Here is a 22488-nt window from a genome sequence, read left to right as displayed (position 1 = left end):
GTCACTTCTTGTCGCCGTCCTGCGCCTTGGCGGCGTCGGTGGCGTCCGCGCCGGACATGTCGATGACGGCGGTGATCTCCTCGGCGCTGTCGGCGACCCGCTGGCGCACCTGCTGGTTGGCGGTCCGCTCGGCCGAAGACACCGTGTTGGTCGGGAAGCGCTTCGGCTGCACCAGGTCACGGTCGAGCACGGCGGTCTCGTCCGGGCGCGGCGACGGCTTCGGCGACGGGGGACTGAGCGTGACCGCGGGCCCGGTGACCTCGGAGTGCCGCAGGTTCGTCAGGCGGGGCAGCACGACGGCGCCGAGCAGCGGGGTGCCCACGCGCCGCAGCTGTTCGGCCGCGTCGAGCAGGGCGGGGCGGCGGGCCCGGCGCAGCTCGACGGCCAGGATCGCGGCGTCGGCCAGGCTGGCCAGGCTCTGTGCGTCGGCGCTGCTCGCCGTCGAGGGCGCCTCGATCACGATGTAGCCGCCCTGCCGCCGCAGCGCCTCGAGCGTGTCCCGCAGCCGCTGCGACTGCATGAGGCCGGCCGCGGTGGCCGCTCCGCCGGTGGTGATGACCCGCAGCGACGGGATGCGCGGGGTGCGCTGCAACGCCCGGGCCAGGCCGACCCGGCCGGCGAGAAGATCCGAGAGCCCGGGTACGGCCGACACGCCGAGCATCCGGGCCAGCGGAGCGGCGTCCACCACGCTGTCCGGCAGGTGCGCGCCGATCAGCACGACGTCGCTGCCCGTGCGGGCCAGGGCGGCGGCCAGGTTCGCGGCGACCAGCGTGCTGGCCGATCCGCGGCTCGCCCCGGTGACCACGATGATCTGATCGCCCTGCGGCATGGTGGCGAGCACCTCGTTGCGCAGCCGGTTGAAGACCCGGCCACCCGCGCCGTACGGCTGCAGGACGTCGTCGAAGTGCGGCGTGGTGCGCTCGTCGAGGGCGGCCAGCACGTGCATGCGGCCCCGGTCGCGCACGTCGGCGGCGGTGCGCAGCCGGCGGTCGTACCGTTCCCGCACGAACCCGAGACCGAGCCCGAGCAGCAGGCCGAGCATGCCCCCGGTGGCCAGGTTGATCATCGGGTTGGGGCTGACCGGCGTGTCGGGCAGCCGGGCGTCGCTGATGATGCTGCCCGCCCCGATCGTGGTCGTGGTGAGCTCGTTCAGCTTGCCGGTCATGCCGTTGAGCTGGTTCTGCGAGTTGGAGCGGAGGCTCAGCAGGTTGCTCTCGTCCGAGCTGCCGCGGGTGGCCCGGGAGAGCCGGGTATTGATCACGGCGAGCGTCGTGGTGAGCTGCTTGATCTTCGCGGTCAGCGTCTTGATCTGCTGGTTGAGGCCGTTCTGCGCGGTCTCCTCGCGGTTGCGCAGGTAGGCCTCGGCGAACGCGTGCGAGCCGGCCTGAGCGTCCTCGGGCACGGCGGCCTGGAACGTGACCATCAGGACGGTGGTGTTCGCCGGCACCTCGACCGACACGTCCCGGGCCAGCTCGATCGGGGTGCGCGAGCTGCGCAGCAGCGTGGCCGCCTTGACGGCGACCGCGCCGGAACCGACGAGCTGGGCCTCGGTGTCGAGGTTGACCATGCCCTTCGTGCGGCCGCCCTGTTGGTTGGTGTCCTGGTCGACGGCCTGCACGAGCACGGCGGTCGAGGACTGGTAGACCTTCGGCATGGCGGAGGTCAGGCCCGCGCCGGCGCCCAACCCGGCCCCCGTCGCGAGAAGCGCGATCCACCAGTGGCGGCGGAACACGCCGAGATAGTGCGAGACGTCGGCAGGGCGTGACGCTTCCATCGGCTGGCGGCCCTTTCGGGGGTGGAGTGAGCAGTTATCGGGCGTTTCGCCCCCGGAGGGGTAAACGGCTCACTCCCGCCGACGTGATGGCTTACTGCATTTTCGGCTCCACCCAACCGCTGTCGATCAAGTAAGCGGCCACCATTTCGATGGCTTCGGGGACGGTGATCGTCGTCGTGTCGATCGTCAGTTCGGCGTCGGCCGGTTCCTCGTACGGGTCGTCGACGCCGGTCAGCCCGCGCAGCTGCCCGGCCCGCGCGCGGGCGTAGAGGCCCTTGCGGTCGCGCTGCTCGCAGACCTCGAGCGGGGTATTGACGTGCACGAGCACGAATCCGGCGCCCGCCGCCACGGCCATCGCCCGTACGGCGGCACGAGCGTTCTCGTAGGGCGCGATCGGGCAGGCCACGGCCATGCCCCGGTGCCGGCCCACCTCGGCCGCCACCCAGCCGATGCGGCGTACGTTGGCGTCGCGGTCGGCCTTGCTGAAACCCAGCCCGGCGGAGAGCTCGCGGCGCACCACGTCGCCGTCGAGCAGCGTGATCGTGCGTTCGCCGCTCTCGCGCAGGCTGTCGGCCAGCCCGCGGGCGATCGTCGACTTGCCCGAGCCCGAGAACCCGGTGAAGAAGACGACCAGGCCCCGGTGGCGGCGCGGCGGGCGGGCCCGCACCAGCTCTTTGGCCACGGCCGGGGGAGTGTGCCACTCGGGCAGCGGGAAGCCCCGGTCGAGCAGGTCGTCGACCTCGCGCGGGGTCATCGCGAGACGGCGGTTGCGTGGCGGGATGTCGTCGCGCCAGCGCCACTGGCCGTCCCGGTTGTCGTACGCCAGCTCGCGCGGGACGAGCACGCGCAGGTTGCCGCCCGACAGCGTCTCGCCGGTGGCCAGCAGGTGGGTCACCCCGTACGACCCGGCGACGCGGGCGCGCAGCAGGGCGTCGCGCATCTCGTCGCCGCGGGTCAGCAGCGGGACGGCCACGATGGTGGCCGGGGGCATGCGGTCGCGGGCGGCGAAGACCGCGCGGACCAGCGCCTCGGGCGGCAGGCCGTCGGGGCCGGGCCCGCTCACCGGGATCATGATCAGCAGGTGGGCGCCGAGGGTGCGGGCCGCGTGCGCGATCTGGGCGAGCTGAGGGCGGTGCAGCGGGCGGTCGGCGATCACCCCGAGCACCCGGCCCGGGGGCAGCAGGGCGCGCACCTCTTCGGGTGTGCGCCGCAGCCGCTGGAACGGGCCGTGGCCGCCGTCGCCCATGCGGCGCACCGTGCCGCCGACGCCGTAGCGACGGTCGGCGACCGGCCACGCGTCGGTCACCTCGAGCGCGGCCACCGGCGCGCCCTCGGGGTCGGTGAGGATGACCGTGCGGCGCAGCGGGTCGTCGAGCACGAGCCGCGACGCGATCTCGTGAGGAATCTGGAGGGTGACCGCGACCGGCCACGGCGTACCGTCCGCGAGCCGGCCCCGGCGGCGCAACGCGTCGAGATCGGCGCGTCCGAGAAAGCCGGTCAGGGGCGCGTAGGCGCCGGCGAGCAGCAGATCGAGATCCGCTAACTCGTGCGGGTGCGGGGTGTACGACGGAGCGTCGCGCAGCACGTCCTCGGGCAGCACCGAACCATTCACTTCCGTATCCCCCTGCGGCCGATTAGGGGACAGTTTCTCAGCCCGTCCGATCGAGGTCGAGACGGGTATCCCGTCCTCTTTCTTTCTCTGCTTTCCCGTCAGGTAATGGACAAAACGGACTAAAGTCACAATACTGGCTGATCGTGAGTCGCCGCGCTGTTCAGATCGCCGCCGTTCCCACGGCCTTCGTCCTTTCCGTTGCCACCACTCTCGCCTGGGCCTGGACCGGCGGTGTCGACCAGATCGGACTTCCGGCGGCCCTGCCCGGCGATCCGACAGTCTCGGTGCCGGTGCTGACCCCGCCCGAGCAGCCCGCGGGAGTGCCGCACGCGCTCGCTCCCAGCCGACGTGATCCCTCGTCAACCCCCGGGAGTTCATCCGCGGTGCCGTCTTCGGCCGCTGCCTCCTCGACGGCGGCCAGTGCGACCGCCACGCTCGCCCCGCTCGCCCGCCGCGCGCTGGTTCCCGACACACGGCACCGGGGCTGCACGACCGGCCACAACCTCGTGCCGACCTGCGGAGTCCTGTGGGGCGTCGCGCCCGGGGCGCACACCGAGAGCCGCGGCGCGTCGGCGCTGACCCGGTTCGAGCGCAAGACCGGGCGGCACCAGGCGATCTATCACGCCTACCACGGCGGGACCCGGCAGCTCTTCCCGACCGAGCAGGAGATCCGGATCGCGCACGAGCCCGGCAAGCGGCGCATCCTGTTCCTCAACTGGAAGCCCGAGTCGGCGTCCTGGGCCAAGATCGCCAAGGGGGACCGGCGGACCGACGCGTTCCTCGACCGGCTCGCCAAGCACATCAAGCACAACTTTCCCGAGCAGTTCTTCTTCGCCGTGCACCACGAGGGCGAGAACGACGTACGGGAGAGGGCCGGCTCCGGATACACCGCGCGCGACTACGCGGCGATGTACCGGCACGTCATCAAGCGGCTGCGGGCCAAGGGCGCCGACAACGTCGTGAGCGTGCTGGTGCACATGGCCTATGTGCCGCACGCGCAGAAGAGCTGGTTCAACTCGATGTACCCGGGCGACGACGTGGTCGACTGGATCGGGCTCGACACCTACGCCTACAGCGACCCCGGCTACGGCCACGGCCAGTTCTCCGAGGTGTTCAACCGGCGGCTCGAAGGCAAGCGTGCCTGGCCCGGCTTCTACAACTGGGCGTCCACCCGGCACCCGGACAAGCCGCTGATGCTGGCCGAGTGGGGTGTCTGGTCGTCCAAGCGCAACCCGAAGTACAAGGCCGACTTCTACCGCCGGCTCGGCAGCGAGATCCGTGAGTTCCCGCGCATCAAAGCGATGGTGCAGTTCGAGACGCCGAGCAACCAGAAGGGGCAGGACTCGTCGGTGGACAGCACGCCGGCCGCCCTGCACGCCTATCGCCGGCTCGGCCGCCTGCCGATCTTCCAGGTGGCGGTCACGCCGCGCCGCTGAGTTCCGTGCGCCGCCGGGTCGCGGCGGCGCACGGAGGGTCAGCTGGTCTCGCCGGCCACGCTGAACGAGCCGAGCCGGTTGATGGCGTAGATCGTGCCGCCGAGCGCGAAGATCAGGCTCATCACGATCGCCACCGGCAGCGACACCTTGCCGTCGAGCATGCCGGTCGGCGCGATCTTGTCGGTGATCGAGATGACGTACTGCTCGATCGAGAGCACCCGGGTGCCGCTGACGAACCGGCCCAGCAGGCCCTCCCACACCAGGATGTAGGCGAGCCCGAGCAGCACCGGCCGCCGCGTCACCAGGCTCAACAGCAGGAACAGAGCCGAGTAGGCGATGGCGCCGACCACGGCTCCCACGACGAGCGCGAGCCCGAATCGTACGGAATCAGCCAGGAGCCCGGCGAAGAACAGCGGGACGGCCGAGGTCACCGCGCTCACGCCGGACGCCACCAGCAGCTTGGCCAGGATGATGTCGCGGCGCGGCAGCGGCTTGGTGAGGATGTGCACGATCGTGCCGTCGTCCACCTCGGACCCGAGTACGCCGGTGCCGACGATCAGCGAGATGACCGGCAGCACGACGGCCAGGCCGAGCCCCAGCACGACCGCCTGACCCCACTGCTCGGGGTTGACGTCGTAGGCCCGGCAGATCAGCGCCAGACCGACGAGCAGCAGCGGCAGGGGCAGCAGCAGAAGCACCCGGCGCCGGCCGAGCAGGCCGCGCATGGTGATGTAGGCGACCGTGGACATCATGCCTCCAGCAGGTAGGAGAAGACGCTCTCCAGGGATTCGTCGGACGGCAGCAGCTTGCGCAGCCGGATGCCCTCGCCGAGGGCGATGCGCGGCAGCGCGCGGGTGAAGCTGCCGTAGTCGGACGCGCGCACGGTCAGCCCGTTCGCCTCCACCTCGATGCCGCTCACCGACTTCTCGCCGATCAGCGCGACCGCGAGCCGGCGGTCGTCGGAGCTCTGCACGGCGAACACGTGCGGCCGGTTGGTCATCAGCCGGCGGATGCGCCGGTAGTCGCCCGAGGCGGCCAGCCGGCCCGCCACGATCACCTGCACCAGGCCGGAGAGCTGCTCGACCTCCTCGAGGATGTGCGAGCTGAACAGGATCGTGTGGCCCTGGTCGCCGAGCTTGTGCAGCAACTCCATCATGTGCATGCGCTGGCGCGGGTCCATGCCGTTGAACGGCTCGTCGAGCAGCAGCACCTGCGGCTCGTGCACGAGCGCGGCGGCCACCCGGGTGCGCTGCCGCATGCCCTTGGAGAAGGTCTCGATGCGCCGGTCCTGCGCGTCGGTCATCTCGACCAGTTCAAGCGCGCGCTTGGTGGCGGCGGCCGGGTCGGGCAGCTTCTGCATCTTCGCGCAGGCCAGCACGAACTCCTTGGCGGTGAGGAAGCCGTGCACCGCCTCACGCTCGGCGACCAGGCCCAGGCTGCGATAGATGCCCGGGTTGCGCCAGGTCGGCGAGTTGTCGATGGTCACCGAGCCCTTCGACGGGGCGAGGAAACCGGCCATCATGTGCAGCACGGTGGTCTTGCCGGCGCCGTTCGGGCCGAGCAGGCCGGTGACGCCCGGCTGCAGGACCATGCTGATGTCGTTGACCGCCACCACGTTGCCGTACCAGCGGGAGACGTTCTCGAGTTCGACGACGCTCACAGGGAGGCCACCTTCCGGTAGCGGGCCAGCAACAGCAGAAGGGCGGCGGCGACCAGGCAGAACGCCTCGATGCCGTAGACGACGCCGAAGTCGCCGATGTTGAGGTCGAGGTCGTTGCGGCCCCGCAGCCAGCTCTGCACGCCGACCAGCAGCGACATCGGACTGGCCAGCCCGGCCAGGTGATTGGCGGTGGTCGAGGGCAGGATGCTCAGGACCCCGACGACCGGGGCGGTCATCAGGAAGAAGGCGACGATGCCACCGGCGGCGAAGGCGCGCTTGCCGGTGAACGAGGCGATCAACAGGCTGATCGAGGCGAACAGGACGGCCCAGATCAGGGTGTAGCCCCAGCCCGGCGCCAGGTCGAGGAACTCGTTCCAGACGCCCTTGGCGCCGTCGTCGGTGGTGAAGGCGCCGAACAGGAACATGATGAACTGCGGCACGCCGAGCAGCAGGAACACCGCGGTGGCGAGGGCGACGAACTTGGCCCCGATGTAGTCGAAGGCGCGCAGCGGGCGGCTGAAGTAGAGCGGCAGGACGCCCGAGCGCATGTCCCGCGAGACCAGCTCCGGCGCGACGATCGCCACGAAGAAGATCACCAGCCAGCTCATCGTGTCGTCGAACGAGAAGTAGTCGAACAGCACGATCTGGCCGTTCGTCTGCGCCTTGACCGCGCCGTTGATCACCGCGGTCAGCAGGACGATGCCCGCCACGAGCCACGGGAAGATCTTCGCCTTGGCCGAGCGACCCAGCCCGAACGCGGCCCGCAGCCCGTGCTGGTAGATCGCGCCGAACACCGCGGGCCGGCCCAGCCTCGGGCCCTCGTACCGCTGGTATCCGATGTCGTGAATGACGCCGGCGTCAGACATCGGCCGTCTCCTTCGAGGTGAAGAGCTCGGCCACCCGGTGGCGTCGCTGGTCGATGCGGTGCAGCGGAAGGTCGAGCTCGGCCACGGCGCGCAGAATCGAGTCGTACGCCTCCTCGGAGGTGAGCGGCACGAGCAGCAGACGCCCCTCGCGGCTGACCTGAAGGCCGAGCCCGTCGAGCTTGTCGAAGAGCTCCTCGGTGCCCTCGCTGACCTCGACGGCCAGCACGTCGGACGCGGCCGTCATCGCCGAGATGCGGTCGGCCCGCAGCAGGCGGCCACCCTCGATCGCGATCAGCGAGTCACAGATGCGCTCCACCTCGCCCAGCAGGTGCGAGCAGACGACCACGGAGATGCCGAACTCGTTGCCGATGCGATGCACCAGGGTGAGCATGGCGTCGCGGCCGGCCGGGTCGAGACCGTTTGTCGGCTCGTCGAGCAGCAGCAGGTCGGGGTCGTGCACCAGGGCCTGGGCCAGCTTGACCCGCTGCTTCATGCCGGTCGAGTAGCCACCGATCTGGCGGTAACGCTCCTCGTAGAGCCCGACGTGGCGCAGCGCCTCGGAGGCCCGCTCGCGCGCGGCCGTCTTCGGCAGCCCGCTGAGCCGGCCCAGGTGGGTCACGAACTCGGCGGCCGACACGTCCGGCGGCAGGCAGTCGTTCTCGGGCATGTAGCCGACCCGCGCCCGCACCTGATCCGTCTCGGTCACCGGATCGAGCCCGAACACCCGTACGTCTCCGCTGGTGGGCGCCGTCAGGCCGAGCATGATCTTGATAAACGTGCTCTTGCCGGCGCCGTTCGCGCCGACCAGCCCGATCACGCCCGCCTCGACGCCGACGGTGAGCTCGCTGAGGGCGGTCACCCCGCCGCCGTACGTCTTAGTGAGCGACTGTGTCGCGATGATGGTCACGGCCCCCAGCCTAGAAACACACCGCACCCGCCGGGATCCGGCAGAACCCTGAGAGACCCTAGGGTCCTCTCAGGCTGCTCTCAGGATTGTGAGCGGAATGCGCGTGGAATGTGCGCGGATGGTGCGCCCGCACCCTCGGCGGTGGTCGGCGCGTTCCTCACCACATGAGGCAATCGTCTATGTGGCCGGGCGGGGTGCACCTGTCGTTCGGCCTGTGGCCGGGGCGCGAGCTGGGCGAGCCGGCGCTGGCCGCGGTCGGCGACGTGCTCGAGGAGCAGGGCGCCACCTTCGCCGGGGCGATGTTCTGCGGGCCGCCGGGTCTCAGCTTCTCGCGGGTACCGGACGCGCCCGGGCTCGGCTATGCGGGCGCCCGCTCCGCCCGTGAGGTGCGGCGATGCCTGCGCGACGGCGGCGCCTACCGGGTCGCGATGCGCCTGCCCGGGGTAGGGCCCGCCGCGATCTCGCTCGAGGCGACACCCGGGGACGATGCCCCGCCGGGCCGGCATCCGGTGGACGTGACGGTGGAGGCGGGAGCCTTCGCGATTCCCCGGCCGCTCTGGGACTACGAGGAGCGGGAGGCGGCCGAGGTACGGCAGGCCGCGGTGCTGCACTACTTCAAAGCCTGTTGCACGGCGTTGGACCCGGCCTATGCCGTGCTCCACTCGGAAGGCTCGACACCGACCCCGTCCGCCCTGGCCACCGGGCGCCAGATCGGCCTCGATGTCTACGTGTCCCGCCGGCTGGGACTCGGGCCACGGTTGACCGACGTGGCCGGCCTGTGTGTGACCCGGGAGTGGCCTACCGGAACGTTCTATTCGGGCTGGTTCCTGCGTGAGACGACGGACCTGGACGCGCTGCTGGCCGCCTGGACCAGGCCGTCGCTCATCCTCGGCGAGCGTCTGTCGCACACCGTTCGGGCATGAAGCATGAAGAAGGCCGGGGCGGATCGCCCCGGCCCTCTCTCAAAGCGCGGATCAGCCGGTGTTGCGCATGCCCGCGGCGATGCCGTTGACCGAGGTCAGCAGCGCCCGCTCCAACGCGGTGGAGTCGGACGGGGCGCGGCGGGCACCGGGCGGCACGACCGTCTGGCGGTCGGCCTCGCCGGCCTCGCGGTATTGCCGGAGCAGGGCCACCTGCAGGTGGTGCAGCGGCTCCAGGTAGGTGTCGCGGACGCCCAGGGTGCGCTTGAGCTCGGGCTGGTTCTCGAGCAGCGACGTCGTGCCGGTGATGGCCAGGACCTCGCGCACGGTCAGCTCGTACTCCTCCTGGATCTTCTCGAAGATCGGGTGCAGATGCGCCGGGACCAGGGTCTCGACGTAGCGGCGGGCGATCGTCAGGTCGGTCTTGTTCAGCATCATCTCGACGTTGGACAGGAACGTCTTGAAGAACTGCCAGTCGCCGTACATCTCCTGGAGCTCGGCGGTGCGGCCGGCCTCGCGGGCCGCGCGCAGGCCCGTGCCCACGCCGAACCAGCCGGGCACGATCTGGCGGGTCTGCGTCCAGCCGAACACCCACGGGATGGCCCGCAGGCCGCCCAGGCCGGCGTCGGCGTTGGGGCGCTTGGCCGGCCGCGAGCCGATGTTGAGGGCGCCCAGCAGCTCGGTCGGGGTGGCGGCCCAGAAGTACGCGGGCAGGTCGGGGTCTTCGACCAGCGAGCGGTACTGGGCGAACGCCGCGTCGGACGCGGTGTCCATGGTGGCGTCCCAGCGGGCGAGCCGCTCGAGGTCGACCGACGGCGACGTGTGCAGCAGCGTCGCCTGCAGCACGGCGGCCACGGTGAGTTCGAGGTTCTCGCGGGCCAGGGCGGGCAGCGTGTACTTGTCGCTGATGACCTCGCCCTGCTCGGTCACCTTGATCGCGCCGTCGAGCGTGCCGTAGGGCTGAGCCAGGATCGCCTCGTGCGTCGGGCCGCCACCACGGCCGACGGTGCCGCCGCGGCCGTGGAAGAGACGAAGCCGTACGCCATGTCGGGCCGCCACGTCACGCAGCTTGCGCTGGGCCTTGTGGATGCCCCACTGGCTGGTGGTGATGCCGCCCTCCTTGTTGGAGTCGGAGTAGCCGAGCATGACCTCCTGCACGTCGCCGCGGGCCCGCACGATCTCGCGGTAGGCCGGTAGGGACAGCATCTCGTCGAGCAGCTCGCCGCCCGCGTCGAGCTCGGCCGGGGTCTCGAGCAGCGGCACGATGTTGACCCGGGCGCGGCCGGTGTGGATGTCGACCAGCCCGGCCTCGCGGGCCAGCACGGCCGCGGCCAGCACGTCGTCGACGCCCAGGGTCATCGAGATGATGTACGTCTCGATGACGTCGGCGCCGAAGCGGTCCTGCACGTCGCGGATCGTGTTGAACACGTCGAACGTCTTGCGGGCCGAGTCGGTCAGCGGCGTGTCGGCGCTGGACAGCGGGCGCCGGCCGCTCAGCTCGTCGGCGAGCAGCTTGGTGCGGGAGGAGCGGTCGAGGGTCGCGTAGTCGTCGACCTCGCCGACCTGCGCGTACATCTGCTGCAGCACCTCGTGGTGCTTCTCGGCGTGCTCGCGGACGTCGAGGGTGGCCAGCTGCAGACCGAAGGCCGACACCGTACGGATCGCGGTCGCGACGACACCGACGGCGGTGAGCTGACCGGAGTTGCGGGCCAGCGAGGCGCGGATCAGTTCGAGGTCGCTGATCAGCTCGTCGCTGCCCAGGTAGTCGCGGCCGGGCACGTGCGCGGTGCCGTTGCGCAGCCGGTCGCGGGTGTTGGCCAGCTTCGCCTTGATCGCCCGCACCTTGAGGCGGTAGGGCTCCTCGGCGTTCGTGCGGCGGAACCGCGGCGCCACCTCAGGCAGGTTGTCGAGGTCTTTGGCCAGCGAGGCGGACAGGTCGAGCGAGACCCCGCGCAGCCGCCGCGACACCGACAGCATGTCGATGAGCTGGTCCATCGCCGCCTCGGTGGCCTGGATGCCGTGCTCGTGCTGGATCAGCAGCACGTCGCGGGTCACCTCGGGCGTCACGAACGGGTTGCCGTCGCGGTCGCCGCCGATCCACGAGCCGAAGGTCAGGGGCCGGGCCGTCGGGGCGGTCTCGACGCCGAGCTGGCGCAGCGTCTCGGCCAGGTCGGCCAGCACCTGCGGGGCCGCCTCGGCGTAGAGGTCCTTGAGGTAGTAGACGGCGTTGCGGGCCTCGTCGGTCGGGTCGGGCCGGTCGAGGCGCAGCTCGTCGGTCTGCCACAGCAGGTCGATCAGCTCGGCGAACTTGCGCGTCGAGGCGGTCGTGTCGGTCGCGCCGTAGAGGACCGCGGCGGCCGCCTCGGCGTCGAGCGCGTCGGCGAGCTGGCGCAGCTTCGACAGGATCGAGCGCCGGGCGGCCTCGGTCGGGTGGGCCGTGAAGACCGGGCGGACGGCGAGCCGGCGGGCGGCCGCGGCGATCTCGTCGGCCGGCACCCCCTTCTCGGCGATCAGCTTGGCCGCCTGGTCGAGCCAGCCGCCGTCGTGGGCGCGGCGCCGCCGCAGGTCGCGGGAGCGGTGCACCTGCTCGGTGACGTTGGCCAGGTGGAAGTAGGTGGAGAACGCGCGGGCCAGCTTGGTGCCGGTCGTGACGTCCATCGCGGCGAGGCGGTCGGCGGCGGCCTGCGGGTCCTGGCGGACCAGGGCGCGGATCTCCTCGACCAGGTCGAGAAGGGGGCGGCCTTCCTGGCGGGCCAGGGTCTGACCGAGCAGGGTGCCGATTCGCCGGATGTCGGCACGCAGGGCAGCGTCAGGACCGTCAGGGTCCAGGTGGCCGTGCTGGTCTGTCATCGGGGGGCGCTCCTTCGCCTCAAGGTGCTCCAGGACAGCGCTGTCCCGACTTCGCCGATCGTATCGGCGTGACCCCACTCAGGGGGAATTTGAGGTAAGTCTCACCCGCCGGCCAGAGAGAGGGCGTAGGCCGGGAACCAGTGGCCGGCGGGAGGGTGGCCGGGGGCGCACGCACCGTCGGACTCTCCGGGACGTTTCACCCACAGAAACGCATCGACCATCGTGTGCCCGGTGCGCAGGGTGGGCGGGATGCCGAGGCGGCGGCCGGGCGGGTTGCACCAGTGCCGGTCGCCGGCACCGCGCTGGGCCGGGCCGTTGCCGTTGCGGCTGGTGTCGACGACGAAGTGCTTGCCACCCAGGATCCGGGCCAGACCGTTCCCGTACGCCACGTTGTCCGCTGTCGTCTCGAAGTTGGCCACGTTGAGCGCGAACCCGCTGGCCGTCCCGATCCCGGCCGAGCGCAGCGCGGGGGCCATCCGCGCGGGCGCCACCCAGGTGGGGTTGCCGGCGTCGAGGTAGATCCGTACGCCGGGGGCGGTGCGCAGGGCGGCGACGGCGTGGCGCAGCAGGCCGTAGCGTTCGGCCGTGCGCTGGGGGGAGAGGCAGCCGCGGACGGCCTGGGGCACCGCGTCGGGTTCGAGGACCACGATGGCGCGGTGACCGCGCAGGGCCCCGGCCAGCGCGGTCACCCACCTCCGATAGGCGGCGGCGTCGGCCGCCCCGCCCGCTGAATGTCCCGCACAGTCGCGGTACGGGATGTTGTAGAGCGTCAGCACCGGCATCCGGCTTGCCGCCGTGGCCGCGACCGCCAGCCGGCGGGCCCGTTCGACGAAGCCGGGGTTGCTGTCGGTGAACCAGACCGAGGTCGGCTGGTCGGCGATGCGGCGCACGAAAGCCGCGTCGCGCCGGCGGCCGGCCTGGTCGAGGGCGCGGACGGCGGCGACGGCCGCGCCCGACGGATCGACGTAGAGGTGCGGGCTCACCGCGCTGAGCAGGGGCGGGGAGAGGAGTTCGGGCTCGTTCTCGCGGGCCCCGGCCGCCACGGCCACCGCGCCGAGAGCGATCAGTGACGTCGCGAGGATCAACGACAGGCGTGCGCGCCGGGCCATCACCGGACCCGGACCCAGCGGGCGACCGACGGACGCCCCTGGTCATCGACGAGGAAGAGCATGTACCAGCCGGAGGGTGCGATCCCGGCCTGGTTCGGCACGCGCAGCTCGAGGCGGCCGCCAGCGCGCTTGAGGCCGAGCGCGACCGAGCGCTGGTCGGTGTCGGTGCCGTGGGTGACCGAGCTGGGCCGGATCAGCCGGGCCGACGCGATCCGCGCCGCGTCCGGTGTGCCGACCGGGAAGGTGTCACCCCGGGAGACGTCGCCGGGCGCCTTCGCGATCACCGGCCGTTTCCCGCGGAACAGGTAGGGCGGGCTGTAGACCTCGATGCGCTTCTCGAACGAGCCCGGCGCCTCGCCCGTACGGTCGTAGAGCGGGTCGCTGCCCATCGTGACGACCCGGCCGTCGGGCAGCAGGATCGCCTCGGAGTGGTAGTTGCGGCCGATCGTCGACGCGGCGGCGGTGCGGAACGAGTTCGTCGAGGGCACGTAGAACTGGGCGTTGAGCAGGTCGCTGCGCCCCTGACCGCGATAGGGCCCGCCGCGATAGCCGGACGATCCTCCGCTGGTGAGGACGGTGTCGTCGGGCAGCACGACGGTGGAGAGGTAACGCGCGGGCTTGGGCAGGTCGGGGCCGGGGCGGTAGACGGGTTTCCTCTGCCGCAGGTCGACGATGTCGGTGCGGGCCGTCGAGATCGGCGAGTCCCCGACCCCGCCACCGCCGAGGATCATCACCTGCTGGTTCTGCACCGGCGGCAGCATCAGCGAGGTGGCCGTCTCGTTGAGTTCCGGCTGCCGCAGCCCACCGACCGGCTGGAAGTCGTTGTTGGTCAGGTTCCAGACCCCGGGCGTACGTCCCTTCGCGTCGGAGCCGTAGCCACTGTTCGCGCCCGAGTAGAAGACGCGGCCGTCGGCCATCAGGTGCAGGCTCGGATAGGTGGGGAAGTAGCGCTGTAGTTGCGGGGCGCGCGACCAGGCGCGCTTGCGGTGGTGGTAGACCTCGTTGCGGCCCTCGATGATCCGCCCGAACTCGTCGAGCCCCGAGACCGCGAGCACGTCGCCGCCGCCCATCGTGACCAGCGTCGGGTACCAGCGGTGCTCGGTCAGGTCGCCGGTCCGGTGGTAGCGCTCGGTGCGCGGGTCGAACTCGTACGACGTCTTGTCCCCGCCGTACTCCTGCTTCTCCCGCGTGATCTTGTCGGCGACGCCGTACAGGTTGCCGTCGGTGACGCCGTCGAGCCTGTACTGCGCGCCCTCGCGCACGATCGGGGCGTCCCCTGGGCGTACGGCGTCGACCCACACCTCGGTCTCGCCCGCCGTGACCGCGACGTGCGGCCCGTGCACGACCTTGCCCGCGGCCGGGACGGTGAACGCGGTCCGGCTGGCGTATTCGTGCCCCGCCGCCGACCGGAACTTCGTCCCCTTGGCAAAAGTGCGAGGCCCGCCGTCCGGCGACTCGTTCTTGACCTTCATGACGCCGCCGGCCCGTTTCACGTCCTTCTCGAGCACCTCGTACGACTTCGTCCCGCCCGCGACCAGCAGGTTCCCGTTGGCCAGGAAGCTGTGCCCGGCGCAGAACACGTCGGTCGGCGTCGGCACCCGGCTGAACTTCTCGGTCCTCGGGTCGTAGAGCACCGTGCGGAACGTGCCCGCCTCGAACTGCTCTCGGTCGTTGCCGCTGCCCGCGACGATCAGCACCTTGCCCGTGCTGAGCAGCGCCGCGTGGATCGCGTTGACCCGGAAGCCGGCCGGCACGGGCAGGCGCGCCCAATGGCCGTACTTCTCCTTGTAGGACTGGCGGTTGATGTTGTAGTTGTGCAGCGCCTCGGAGCCGGCCGCGAGGACCGGGCGGTTCGCGAAGGCGACCACGGCGAGCACCACGACCGCTACGGTTCCGCTGGCCATGCGGCGCGCGAGACTGGGGCGGGGGCGGGGCTTCATAGCGGGGACTCCTCGGGTCGGCGCCGGCGCAGCAAGAGCCACAGCGCCGGCGGGGTCAGGCAGATGGTCAGGTTGAGCGCGGGCCACAGGAACATCGCGTTGTCGACGTGGCCGGTGATCTCGGCGACGACGATCATGGCGATGAAGAACAACGCCCACCGCAGTCCGGGGGCGAAGGTCGCCAGCCGGTCGGGGCTCGTCGAGTCGCCCTTGGGAGTAACGACGAAACCGGCTTTGCGTCGCAGCACGGCGCCGACGAAGGACGACACGTAGATCGGAGTGGACAAAGTGGACGCCACCATTCCCGTCAAACCGGACGAACCGGCTTCCTCGTGCGGGCTGGTGTTGTGGCGGCGGTTGAAGACGTACAGGCCGATCTGGAAGAGGGCGGCGTCGATGTAGAGCATCAGCCACACCTCCTGCGGCACGTGCACGCCCTGGGCGCCGAGCACGAGATAGCAGAACGCGTTCAGGGCGCCGAGCAGCCAGGCCAGCGCGGTCAGCGGGTAGTACGACATCAGCAGGCCGTAGTGCAGCGCCCGGCCCGGGCCGAGCTTGACCACCAGCTTGAGGAACTTGCTCAGCACGACCTCGTCGGTGCCGCGCGACCAGCGGTGCTGCTGGGTGAAGTAGTCGGTCCACGAGGACGGGCCCTCGCCGACGGCGAGCACGTCAGGCGTGTAGACCGAACGCCACTTGGCCGCGTGCATGGCCAGGCTGGTCGCCATGTCCTCGGTGATCGAGTCCTGCAGGCCGCCGATCGAGCGGAGGGCCGAGATGCGTACGGCGTTGTTGGTGCCCACCAGCATGGCGATCCCGCGGCGGTTGCCGGCCCGCTGCAGCAGCGAGTGGAACAGGTACTGCTGCGACTCCGCCCAGCGGGTGACCAGATTGTCGTAGTTGCCGTAGATCTGCGGGCCGACCACGAAACCGACCTCGGGGTCGCGGAAATAGCCCAGCAGCCGCTCGCAGAAGTTGGGCAGCGGCACGTGATCGGGATCGACCGAGACGAACACGTCGTAGTCGTCGCCGTTCACGTCGACCCACGCGTTGTAGTTGCCGTGCTTCGTCTTCGCCTTGAAAGCGCCGGACGGCATGTTGAAACGGTCGATGCCCCGGCGGCTGAAATGGCGTACGCCCAGCCGCCGGCACATGGCCTTGACGTCGGGGTCGTCACCCTCGTCGAGCAGCCAGACGTCGTACGTGCCGCCGTAGCGCACCTGGCGAGCGGCGCGCAACGTCCGCGCGACCATCTCGACCGGCTCCTTGCCGGGCACGATCGTGGTCAGGAAAGCCACCCGCAGCGTGGTGTCGGGCACGACCGGCACGGGATCGCGGGCCCACAGGGTCGACAGGCACAGTGTGACCACGTTGACCAAGCGGAACAGCTCGATCGCGGCGGTCGCGACGATCATCGTGATCGCGCCGGCGAACAGCACCGGGCGCAGATCACGGTCGGGGACCTCGATCGAGGTGAGCAGCCAGCCGAAGAACGTGCTCTCCAAGGCGAACGCGAACAGGGTGATCAGAATCGTGAGCACCGGGCGACGGCGGGCCAGGCGCTTCATCCGTACGCGATAAGGCCGTTGATCGGCCGGGGCGGGGTCGGCCGGACCGGCGAGGACGCTGTAGGCGCTGTAGTTGTAGCGGGCCGGCAGCAGCATCGTGGCCGCTTGGAGGGCGGCACTGACCCGCACCCGGCCGGTCGGACGATTCCTCTCGCGCAGCGGGCCCATCAGGCGGAGAGCGGCACGGCCGGGCGGACCACCGGTATGACCGGCGCGATCCGGGTCACGGCCGTGGGCGAGGTCAGGAGGCGCTCGGGCGTGACCGCGGGGCGCGTCTTGGTCACGAAGGCGTGCCGGGCGGCGGCGAAACCGGAGCGGTCGCCGAACAGGTCCCGGCTCATCTCGGCCAGCTCGCGGGCCTCGTAGACCTCCAGCGGGACGCGCTCGGAGGCCAGCCGGCGGGCCTTCTCCTGACGGCGGCGACGGGCCTGGCGGGGGTCGCTCTCGCGCTCGGCCAGGGTGGTGAGCCACTCCGCGTACGCCTCGGGGTGCCGCGGACCGACCTCGTCGACCAGCCCGATCGTGGCCGCACGGTCGGCGCTCACCGGGAGCTTGTCGTCGACCAGGCGCTGCGCCGTCTCGGCCCCGACCCGCCGGGGCAGCGTGAAGGTGTGCAGTTCGGAGCCGTACAGGCCCATGTCGTAGTAGGGGTTGAGGACGATGCCCGCGCGGGCCGCGACGATGTCGGCGCCCAGTCCCAGCATCACGCCGCCGGCCCCCGCCGAGCCCGCGTACGCCGCCACGACCACCTGCCGTGCGCAGGTGATGATCTCGCGGCAGACGTTGTTGATCGCGCGGATGTTGGCCCAGGCGCTGCCGGCCGGGTCGGGGGACGCCTCGATGACGTTGAGGTGGATGCCGTTGCTGAACGCGTCGGTGCCGCCCCGCAGGACGAGGACCTCGGTGTCCTGGGCGGCCGCGTGCCGCAGACCGGCCAGGAGGCGGCGGCAGTGGCCGGGCGCCATCGCGCCGTTGTAGAAGTCGAAGGCCAGCCAGCCGATCCGGCCGGTGCGGCGGTAACGCACCTGGCGGTAGGCGGCGACCGACTCCGGTTCGGCCCCGACGGGGAGCGGGGAGTGGGGGACGCCGCGCAGGCGGGCGCCGAGCAGGGTGGTCGCCGGGAGCTTGAGGCCCGCGCGTCCGTGGTTGGCCTCGGCGGCGCGCAGGTGGCCGAACCAGAGGCTGCCGTCGCCGGTGCCGACCAGCACAGCGCCCTGGCGACGGCTCAGCAGCACGCCCGGTTTTCCGGCGCGGGCCAGTCCGGGGACGGCGTCGTAGGCGAAGACGGGGAGCCCGGCGAGTTCCGTGCGGACGCCGGGGGAGCCGTCGGCCGCCCGGACGCGACGCAGGATCTTGTCGGTGGTGTCCGACCAGTCGAAGGCGCGGTCGGCCTGGGTCATCTCGGGGCGGAAGCGGGCGCCGGGGGCCTCGGTGGGCGCGTGGTCGGCCGGGACTGGGGTGAAGCCGGTGTCGGCGGCCTTGCGTACCACCTCGAGGACGCACTCCAGTGCGGCGTCGGCCACCGGGCCGTTGTAGAGGGAGGACTTGCGCGGGGGAGCGGCCGGCAGGGGGAAGGTGCGGGTGGCCCAGATCGGGCCGGCGTCCATCTCCTCGATCGCCTGCAGGGCGGTGACGCCCCAGGTGCGAGCGCCCTCGGCCACGGCCCAGTCCAGTGAGGACGGACCGCGGTCGCCGACCGGGCCGGGATGGATGATCACCGTCCGCCGGTTCTTCCAGACCTCGGCCGGTACGCGATGCTTGAGGAAAGGGCAGAGGATCAGTTCGGGGTCGATCTTCCGGACGGCCTCGATCATCTCGGCCGGGGTGGTCGCGAGCTGCACTCCCACGTCGTGGCCGGCCTCGCGCAGGGCGCACCAGACGCGCTGGCTGAGGCCGTTGAACGCCGTAACGAGCAGCAGGATTCGCACGTTGCCTCCCCAGGGACTGCTTTCCGCTGCTGTCACTATTGCCCAGGTATCGACGGTTATGTCGGACACGGTGTGCGTTTCCGTTGCCGACGATGAATGTCGGTGGGGCGGACTAAACTTGGTTTCGTACCCCCGCCCCTCTGGGCGTCTGGGGTTTTTCGACGTGTACGAGGTGCCCCGCCATGCAGCTCTCCGGTCTTATTCCGGCCGCCCTCCGAGACCGTGGTCTTGCGCGTGCCCGCGACCTCGCTCGCGCCGGGTTCGTCGAGTCCGACGCGCTAGATCTCACCGCCCCGGCGTCACTGCGCCCGTTCGTCGTCGCCACCGTCGCCGGTGCCGCCGAGATCGGTGGCGCGGGTAAGCCGGTGCTCGCCGTTACCGCGACCAGCCGGGAGGCCGATGACCTGGCCGATGCGCTGGGAAATCTGATCAGCCCGTCGCGGGTCGCGGTCTTCCCGTCGTGGGAGACGCTGCCGCACGAGCGGCTGTCGCCCCGGTCCGACACGGTCGGGCGGCGGCTGGCCGTGTTGCGGCGGCTGGCCCACCCCGGCGACGACCCGATTCACGTTGTCGTCGCGCCGGTCCGGTCGGTGCTACAGCCGCAGCTCAAGGGGCTGGGCGATCTCGAACCGGTCGAGCTGAGCACCGGTGGCCCGGCCGAGCTCGAAGGGGTCGTGCGGCGGCTCTCCGACATGGCCTATGCGCGGGTCGACCTGGTCACCAAGCGTGGCGAGTTCGCGGTGCGCGGCGGCATTCTCGACGTCTTCCCGCCCACCGACGAGCACCCGTCGCGGGTCGAGTTCTGGAGCGACGAGGTCGAGGAGATCCGCACCTTCGCCGTCGCCGACCAGCGCACCATCGACCCGGTCGAACGGCTTTGGGCGCCGCCGTGCCGTGAGCTGCTGCTGACGCCGCCGGTTCGCGCGCGGGCGGCTGAGCTGCTGGCTGAGCACCCCGAGCTCGAAGAGATCCTCGAGAAGCTGGCCGAGGGCATTCCGGTCGAGGGCATGGAGTCGCTGGCGCCGGCGCTGCTCCACGGCACCGACAGCATGGAATTGCTGATCGACACCATGCCGACCGGCACGCACGTGCTGCTCTGCGACCCCGAGCGCATCCGCACGCGGGCGCACGACCTCACCCGTACGTCGGATGAATTTCTCGAGGCGTCGTGGGCGGCGGCCGCCGTCGGTGGTCAGGCTCCGATCGATGTCGGGGCAGCGGCCTTCAAGACCCTGGCCGACGTACGCGCTCACGCGGCGACGCTGAAGCAGCCGTGGTGGACGGTGTCGCCGTTCGGACTGGCCGAGTCCGACTCCGCCCCGGTCGATGATCAGCCCTGGCTGGAGCAGCCGTCCGTCGAGGTGTCGCCGGACATGGGCGATGCGGTCGCGCTGGCCGCACAGCCGGTGCCGCTGTACCACGGGGACACCGCGCGACTGGCTGCTGACCTGCAGGACTGGGTCGGGGCCGGGTGGGCGATCGCGCTCGTCTTCGAGGGGCACGGCACCGCTCAGCGGGCCACCGAGGTGCTGCGCGACGCGGGACTGGGGGTCACGCCGACCGAGTCGATCGAGACGCCGATCGAGCCGGGACAGTTGCTGATCACGTGTGGCGGGCTCAACCACGGGTTCGTCGACGCCACGTCGCAGCTCGCCGTCATCACCGGCAACGACATCAGCGGCGGCCGCGGAACGTCCACGAAGGACATGCGGAAGATGCCGTCGCGGCGGCGCAACACGATCGACCCGCTCGAGCTGAAGCCGGGCGACTTCGTCGTGCACGAGCAGCACGGCATCGGGCGCTACGTCGAACTGGTGCAGCGCACCGTGAACGGCGCCGACCGCGAATACATCGTGCTCGAATACGCCGCCTCCAAGCGGGGACAACCCGGTGACCGGCTCTACGTGCCGACCGACCAGCTCGACCAGCTGTCGCGTTACGTCGGCGGTGAGTCGCCCGCGCTGCACAAGATGGGCGGCGCCGACTGGCAGAAGAGCAAGGCCCGCGCTCGCAAGGCCGTCCGGGAGATCGCCGCGCAGCTCATCCAGCTGTACGCGGCCCGGCAGGCTTCGCGCGGCCACGCGTTCGGGCCCGACACGCCGTGGCAGCGCGAGCTCGAGGACGCGTTCCCGTTCCAGGAGACGCCCGACCAGCTCGCCGCGATCAGCGAGGTCAAGCACGACATGCAGCTCGAGGTCCCGATGGACCGCCTGATCTGCGGTGACGTCGGCTACGGCAAGACCGAGATCGCCGTACGGGCGGCGTTCAAGGCGGTGCAGGACGGCAAGCAGGTCGCCGTGCTCGTGCCGACCACGTTGCTGGCCCAGCAGCACTTCAACACGTTCACCGACCGGATGGGCCAGTTCCCCATCACGATCAAGCAGCTGTCCCGTTTCCAGTCCCCGTCGGAGGCGCGCGAGACGCTCGAGCAGGCCGCCAACGGCACCGCCGACATCGTGATCGGCACGCACCGCCTGCTGTCCAACTCGACCAAGTTCAAGAACGTCGGCCTGATCATCGTCGACGAGGAACAGCGCTTCGGCGTCGAGCACAAAGAGCAGCTCAAGGCGTTGCGGGCCTCGGTCGACGTGCTGACCATGTCGGCCACGCCCATCCCTCGTACGCTCGAAATGGCGATCACCGGCATCCGCGAGATGTCGACCATCGCGACCCCGCCCGAGGAACGGCACCCGGTGCTGACCTTCGTCGGCGCGCAGGACGACAAGCAGGTCGCCGCGGCCATCCACCGCGAGCTGCTGCGCGACGGGCAGGTGTTCTACCTCCACAACCGCGTCGAGTCGATCGACAAGGCGGCCCGCAAGCTGCGCGAGCTGGTGCCCGAGGCGCGGGTCGCGGTGGCGCACGGCCAGATGAGCGAGGAGCAGCTCGAGAAGGTCATGGTCGGGTTCTGGGAGAAGGAGTTCGACGTCCTGGTCTGCACCACGATCGTCGAGTCCGGCATCGACATCCCGAACGCCAACACGCTCATCGTCGAACGGGCCGACCTGCTCGGCCTCGCCCAGCTCCACCAGATCCGCGGCCGGGTCGGGCGAGGGCGCGAGAGGGCGTACGCGTACTTCCTGTATCCCCGCGAGAAGCCGCTCACCGAGCAGGCCCACGAGCGGCTGGCCACGATCGCGCAGCACACCGAGCTGGGCGCGGGCATGTACGTCGCGATGAAGGACCTCGAGATCCGCGGCGCCGGCAACCTGCTCGGCGGCGAACAGTCCGGGCACATCGAGGGCGTCGGGTTCGACCTCTACGTGCGCATGGTCGGCGAAGCCGTGCAGGCGTTCAAGGGCGAGCGGCCCGAGGAGGAGCCCGAGGTCAAGATCGATCTGCCGGTCGACGCGCACCTGCCGGTCGACTACATCTCGGTCGAACGGCTGCGCCTCGAGATGTACCGCAAGCTCGCCGAGGCCCGCGAAACCGCGAATCTCGACGAGGTCGTGGCCGAGATGACCGACCGCTACGGCGAACCGCCGGCCCAGGTCGCCAACCTGATCGCGGTGGCCCGCTTCCGCCAGGTCGCCCGGGCGTACGGGCTGACCGACGTCTCGATGCAGGGCAAGCACCTGCGGTTCAGCCCGCTGCCGCTGCCCGACTCGAAGCAGCTGCGGCTCAAGCGCTACCACCCCGACTCGGTCTACAAGCAGGCGACCGACCAGGTCAGCGTGCCCCGGCCGAACACCCGCCGGGTGGGCGGCGAACCGCTGCGCGACCAGGCGCTGCTCGAGTGGTGCGCCCAGCTCCTGAAGGACGTGCTGGGCGAAGTGCCGCAACGGGTAGCCGCCAAGTCGTAGTCCGTGCACAATCTCCCGCTGTGGAAACGGTGAGCGCGGAGTCGGTCTGTTATCGGCATCCGAAGCGGGAGACGTACGTCCGGTGCTCGCGCTGCGATCGGTTCATCTGCTCCGA

Annotated in this window: 14 protein-coding genes; 3 read left to right on the top strand and 11 right to left on the bottom strand. The window is 70.9% G+C overall.

Features of this window, described 5'->3' with window-relative positions; genetic code table 11:
- Position 1 precedes the first annotated feature (1 nt).
- Together EER30_RS07805 and cysC are read right to left on the bottom strand one after the other, a co-directional pair.
- On the bottom strand, positions 2-1774 hold the full coding sequence (locus EER30_RS07805; protein WP_127499675.1) for a Wzz/FepE/Etk N-terminal domain-containing protein: 1773 nt from the start codon (positions 1772-1774) through the stop codon (positions 2-4).
- Between the two features lie 91 nt (positions 1775-1865).
- Complete coding sequence (gene cysC / locus EER30_RS07800; protein ID WP_127499674.1) at positions 1866-3386, bottom strand: adenylyl-sulfate kinase; 1521 nt, start codon at positions 3384-3386, stop codon at positions 1866-1868.
- A gap of 143 nt (positions 3387-3529) precedes the next feature.
- On the opposite strand from cysC, the gene EER30_RS07795 reads away from it, so the two are divergent.
- A complete protein-coding gene (locus EER30_RS07795; protein WP_240669878.1) occupies positions 3530-4822 on the top strand; it encodes a glycosyl hydrolase in 1293 nt (430 codons plus the stop codon).
- A gap of 38 nt (positions 4823-4860) precedes the next feature.
- Here EER30_RS07795 and EER30_RS07790 read toward each other — a convergent pair whose 3' ends face one another.
- The 4 genes from EER30_RS07790 to EER30_RS07775 are packed head-to-tail and all read right to left on the bottom strand — an operon-like array spanning position 4861 to position 8255.
- Positions 4861-5571 (bottom strand): ABC transporter permease, encoded by a 711-nt coding sequence (locus tag EER30_RS07790; protein ID WP_127500226.1) that lies wholly within the window; start codon positions 5569-5571, stop codon positions 4861-4863.
- Positions 5571-6482 (bottom strand): ABC transporter ATP-binding protein, encoded by a 912-nt coding sequence (locus EER30_RS07785; RefSeq protein WP_127499672.1) that lies wholly within the window; start codon positions 6480-6482, stop codon positions 5571-5573. Before EER30_RS07785 ends, EER30_RS07790 begins: the two co-directional genes overlap by 1 nt.
- Positions 6479-7348 (bottom strand): ABC transporter permease, encoded by an 870-nt coding sequence (locus EER30_RS07780; RefSeq protein WP_127499671.1) that lies wholly within the window; start codon positions 7346-7348, stop codon positions 6479-6481. The genes EER30_RS07785 and EER30_RS07780 overlap by 4 nt, the downstream gene beginning before the upstream one ends.
- Entirely contained in the window at positions 7341-8255 is a 915-nt protein-coding gene (locus tag EER30_RS07775; protein WP_127499670.1) for an ABC transporter ATP-binding protein, read from the bottom strand. Before EER30_RS07775 ends, EER30_RS07780 begins: the two co-directional genes overlap by 8 nt.
- Before the next feature lie 164 nt (positions 8256-8419).
- Between EER30_RS07775 and EER30_RS07770 the strand changes: the two genes are divergently transcribed.
- Positions 8420-9178, top strand: coding sequence for a hypothetical protein (locus EER30_RS07770; RefSeq protein WP_127499669.1), 759 nt, complete (start codon positions 8420-8422; stop codon positions 9176-9178).
- Between the two features lie 51 nt (positions 9179-9229).
- Here the strand turns inward: EER30_RS07770 and ppc are convergent, their stop codons facing one another.
- The 5 genes from ppc to EER30_RS07745 all read right to left on the bottom strand — a co-directional run bounded on the left by ppc (position 9230) and on the right by EER30_RS07745 (position 18570).
- The gene (gene ppc, locus EER30_RS07765; RefSeq protein ID WP_127499668.1) at positions 9230-12025 is read right to left on the bottom strand and encodes a phosphoenolpyruvate carboxylase; all 2796 of its coding nucleotides are present in this window, start codon (positions 12023-12025) and stop codon (positions 9230-9232) included.
- 101 nt (positions 12026-12126) lie between these two features.
- The gene (locus tag EER30_RS07760; protein WP_127499667.1) at positions 12127-13134 is read right to left on the bottom strand and encodes a glycoside hydrolase family 6 protein; all 1008 of its coding nucleotides are present in this window, start codon (positions 13132-13134) and stop codon (positions 12127-12129) included.
- Entirely contained in the window at positions 13134-15074 is a 1941-nt protein-coding gene (gene glxA, locus EER30_RS07755) for a radical copper oxidase GlxA (RefSeq protein WP_127499666.1), read from the bottom strand. Before glxA ends, EER30_RS07760 begins: the two co-directional genes overlap by 1 nt.
- Entirely contained in the window at positions 15071-16810 is a 1740-nt protein-coding gene (locus EER30_RS07750) for a glycosyltransferase family 2 protein (protein ID WP_127499665.1), read from the bottom strand. Before EER30_RS07750 ends, glxA begins: the two co-directional genes overlap by 4 nt.
- Complete coding sequence (locus tag EER30_RS07745) at positions 16810-18570, bottom strand: hydrogenase maturation protein (RefSeq protein WP_127499664.1); 1761 nt, start codon at positions 18568-18570, stop codon at positions 16810-16812. Before EER30_RS07745 ends, EER30_RS07750 begins: the two co-directional genes overlap by 1 nt.
- A gap of 182 nt (positions 18571-18752) precedes the next feature.
- Between EER30_RS07745 and mfd the strand changes: the two genes are divergently transcribed.
- On the top strand, positions 18753-22373 hold the full coding sequence (gene mfd / locus EER30_RS07740) for a transcription-repair coupling factor (protein ID WP_127499663.1): 3621 nt from the start codon (positions 18753-18755) through the stop codon (positions 22371-22373).
- Positions 22374-22488 lie beyond the last annotated feature (115 nt).

It is taken from the genome of Actinoplanes solisilvae (assembly GCF_003999975.1).
Taxonomy (GTDB): domain Bacteria; phylum Actinomycetota; class Actinomycetes; order Mycobacteriales; family Micromonosporaceae; genus Actinoplanes; species Actinoplanes solisilvae.
Note: the sequence above shows the minus strand (reverse complement) of the source record. Positions and strands in the feature narration are given on the sequence as shown.

Coding starts and splice junctions, on each gene's coding strand:
- mfd (WP_127499663.1), top strand. CDS start 18,753: ATGCAGCTCTCCGGTCTTATTCCGGCCGCCCTCCGAGACCGTGGTCTT.
- EER30_RS07760 (WP_127499667.1), bottom strand. CDS start 13,134: ATGGCCCGGCGCGCACGCCTGTCGTTGATCCTCGCGACGTCACTGATC.
- EER30_RS07750 (WP_127499665.1), bottom strand. CDS start 16,810: ATGGGCCCGCTGCGCGAGAGGAATCGTCCGACCGGCCGGGTGCGGGTC.
- EER30_RS07770 (WP_127499669.1), top strand. CDS start 8,420: ATGAGGCAATCGTCTATGTGGCCGGGCGGGGTGCACCTGTCGTTCGGC.
- EER30_RS07790 (WP_127500226.1), bottom strand. CDS start 5,571: ATGTCCACGGTCGCCTACATCACCATGCGCGGCCTGCTCGGCCGGCGC.
- ppc (WP_127499668.1), bottom strand. CDS start 12,025: ATGACAGACCAGCACGGCCACCTGGACCCTGACGGTCCTGACGCTGCC.
- glxA (WP_127499666.1), bottom strand. CDS start 15,074: ATGAAGCCCCGCCCCCGCCCCAGTCTCGCGCGCCGCATGGCCAGCGGA.
- EER30_RS07805 (WP_127499675.1), bottom strand. CDS start 1,774: ATGGAAGCGTCACGCCCTGCCGACGTCTCGCACTATCTCGGCGTGTTC.
- EER30_RS07780 (WP_127499671.1), bottom strand. CDS start 7,348: ATGTCTGACGCCGGCGTCATTCACGACATCGGATACCAGCGGTACGAG.